Consider the following 2646-nt stretch of genomic DNA (forward strand, 5'->3'; position numbering starts at 1 on the left):
GTTCAGCGCGATCGAGGTGTCGCTCGAAATCACCTTGAGCCAGTCCGAGGCAAAGCGTTCGAGGCTCGCCGTCAGCGAGGCGATATCGAGGCCCTTGCGGTCGACGGGCGCCACGCGCACCTTGGAGGCCTGCCACTGCACCGTCGCCGTCAACAGCCCGTCGCGGTCGCCGAACCATTTGTAGAGCGTTTCCTTGGAGCAGCTTGCCCGCCGCGCCACCGCGGTCATGGTCAGGCTATCGCCCTCCTCGACGAGCAGGCGAAGGGCAGCGTCGAGAACGGCCTGCTGCCGCTCCGTCAGCGTCTCGCTGCTGTCGATCTCGGCGCCTGCCTGCAACACGTTTCTTTCTCGCCTGATGAAAGGTCACGCCTGGTTGCGTACCGTACGTTACGGTTCGGCATATTGCGCAATCCTGCTGCCGACGCAAGGACAAAATGGAGAAAATCATTTTGGTATCCAGATGCAGCGCGCAAACCGCCAGGTCTGGCTGGCTCAGTCGCCGGCAGGCGGATCGCGCAACCTGCCGAGCAGGGTGGCCAGTGTCTCAACGTCCTCGACCGGAAGCCTGGCGCCCACCAACTCGGCGATCGACCGCCCGTAGACGGCCCACATGCGGCGACGCGTCTCGCGCCCGCTGCCGGTTGTGCGGATGGTCTGGCCGCGGCCGTCATCCGCGACCGGCAGCTTCTCGACCAGGCCATCGGCCTCAAGCCGCGCCAGCAGCCGCGAGATGTTGTATTGCGCAAACAAGGTCCGCTCGATCAGCTGGAACGGCCGCAGCCCGCCCTCGCCCGCTTCGGCAAGCTCGTGCAGCACGTCGTACCAGGCAAGCGGCGGCAGGCCGTTCTCCTTCAGCGCATCCTCGACCTTTTCCACGAGCTGGCGCGAAACGCGTATCAGGCGGGCCCAGGCCTTGATGGCGGCAGGCGAAGGGGAGGTTTTCTCGGTCATGCCAAATCATAGAAGGTAGATGCAATTGCATCAAGCTTGACGATCAATGCATCTGCATCTATATAGATGCATCTGCATCGATATGAAAGGCAAATCCGATGAAGCACGAAATCTGCAAGATCGCCGACATACCGGAGACGGGCAGCCTGATTGCCCCGTTCTTTGGCCGCGAGGTGCATGTCTGGCGCAGCGGCGACCGCGTCCGCGCGGCCGCCAATGCCTGCCTGCATTTCGGCGGACCACTCGACTGCAAGGACGGCAAGCTCGTCTGCCAGTGGCACGGCGCATCCTTCGATATGGCCAGCGGTGACCGCGTCGAAGGGCCGGCGCCTAAAAACGCGCGCCTGATGTTTCTCTCGACTCGCGTCGAGGACGGCGCGCTCAACTATGTCTGGGGAGAGTGAGATGTCCGGCAAGCTCACACTCGTCAGCCATCATTTGTGCCCCTATGTGCAGCGGGCGGCGATCTCACTCACAGAGAAGGGCGTGCCATTCGAGCGCGTGATGATCGATCTCGCCAACAAGCCGGACTGGTTCAGGGCGATCTCGCCGCTCGGCAAGGTGCCGCTGCTCAGCGTCGATCGCGATGGCGAGGAGACGGTGATTTTCGAATCGGCGGTGATCCTCGAATACCTCGAGGAAACCGAAGCCAATCCGCTGCACCCCGTTGATCCGCTGACGCGCGCCCGGCACCGCGCCTGGATCGAGTTTGGTTCAGCCATCCTGAACGCCATCGGCCGGTTCTACTCCGCTTCCAGCGAGGCCGCGTTCCGGTCCGAAGCCAGCGGCCTGTCGGCGATGTTCGATCGGCTGGAGGCGGAACTGGCAGACCGCACGAGCCCGGGGCCCTGGTTCACCGGCGCGTATTTTTCACTGGTCGACACCGTCTACGGGCCGATCTTCCGCTATTTCGACGTCTTCGACCGGATCAGCGATTTCGGCATCCTCGATCGAAAGCCGATGGTCGCGGAATGGCGCCAGGCGCTGAGCGAACGGCGGTCGGTGAAGGAAGCGGTCGACCAGGATTATCCGCAGCGCCTCGAGGCCTTCCTGCGCGCCAAGGCTTCGCGTTTGTCTCAGATCATCCGGCAAGGTGATCAGGCCACCGTGCTTCCTAGCCTCGATTTCGACATTCGTCTCGATAGCGATCGCCTCGCGCCAGGCGGCGCGGAACAGCACGCCGAACAGGGCCGCACGATGCACCGCCAGCCCGAAGCGGCCGCCGCGTTGGGCGTCATAGCGGATGTCGAGCACCGTGCGGCCGCTTCCGGCGTCGGCGCCGTGCAGTCGGTCGATGCGGCTGCCCAATGAGAGGATGTCGTCGAGCAAGCCAAGCTCGGCCAGCACGCTGAGCCCGGTCGGCTGCAGGATCAGCCCGGAACCGACCGGCTTCGGTTCATCGAACCGCTCGAAGACGGTGACGTGGTGTCCTGACCGGTTGAGATAGAGCGCCGTGGCCAGCCCGGCCGGCCCGGCGCCGGCAATCGCGATATCGAGAGATTCTTGCATTGCCCGCCCAGCCCGAACAGCAGCATTGCCAAATCAAGCCACCGCGCTAACGCATCGCGCCTTAGGCTTGCGCGGCGTCGAATGCGGCTCGCGCCTCGCGCACCGCGTCATGGTTGAGTTCGGCCCATTGGACGAGCTGATACAGGGGCACGAACATCGAACGCCCGAGATCGGTCAGGCTGTATT

The 2646-nt window shown here is 64.0% G+C and carries 4 protein-coding genes and 2 pseudogenes; 2 read left to right on the forward strand and 4 right to left on the reverse strand.

The genetic code is table 11. From position 1 onward, the window contains the following. Positions 1-339, reverse strand: a 339-nt coding sequence (locus tag EOA33_RS31360; protein WP_145989391.1) for a TetR/AcrR family transcriptional regulator, incomplete at its 3' end; no start/stop codon positions are given. 153 nt (positions 340-492) lie between these two features. Next, entirely contained in the window at positions 493-951 is a 459-nt protein-coding gene (locus EOA33_RS31365; protein WP_126053987.1) for a MarR family winged helix-turn-helix transcriptional regulator, read from the reverse strand. A gap of 98 nt (positions 952-1049) precedes the next feature. On the opposite strand from EOA33_RS31365, the gene EOA33_RS31370 reads away from it, so the two are divergent. Together EOA33_RS31370 and EOA33_RS31375 are read left to right on the forward strand one after the other, a co-directional pair. Beyond that, entirely contained in the window at positions 1050-1355 is a 306-nt protein-coding gene (locus EOA33_RS31370) for a Rieske (2Fe-2S) protein (protein ID WP_126053986.1), read from the forward strand. Position 1356: 1 nt separating this feature from the next. Beyond that, positions 1357-1923 (forward strand): annotated as a pseudogene (locus tag EOA33_RS31375) (glutathione S-transferase family protein); the annotation flags it as partial. On the opposite strand, the gene EOA33_RS41575 reads toward EOA33_RS31375, so the two are convergent. Then, positions 1822-2460, reverse strand: coding sequence for an FAD-dependent oxidoreductase (locus tag EOA33_RS41575; RefSeq protein ID WP_348628272.1), 639 nt, complete (start codon positions 2458-2460; stop codon positions 1822-1824). The pseudogene EOA33_RS31375 and the gene EOA33_RS41575 sit on opposite strands and share 102 nt — an antisense overlap. A 61-nt stretch (positions 2461-2521) precedes the next feature. Next, positions 2522-2646 (reverse strand): annotated as a pseudogene (locus EOA33_RS41000) (transcriptional regulator); the annotation flags it as partial.

This window comes from Mesorhizobium sp. M4A.F.Ca.ET.050.02.1.1 (assembly GCF_003997725.1).
GTDB lineage: Bacteria > Pseudomonadota > Alphaproteobacteria > Rhizobiales > Rhizobiaceae > Mesorhizobium.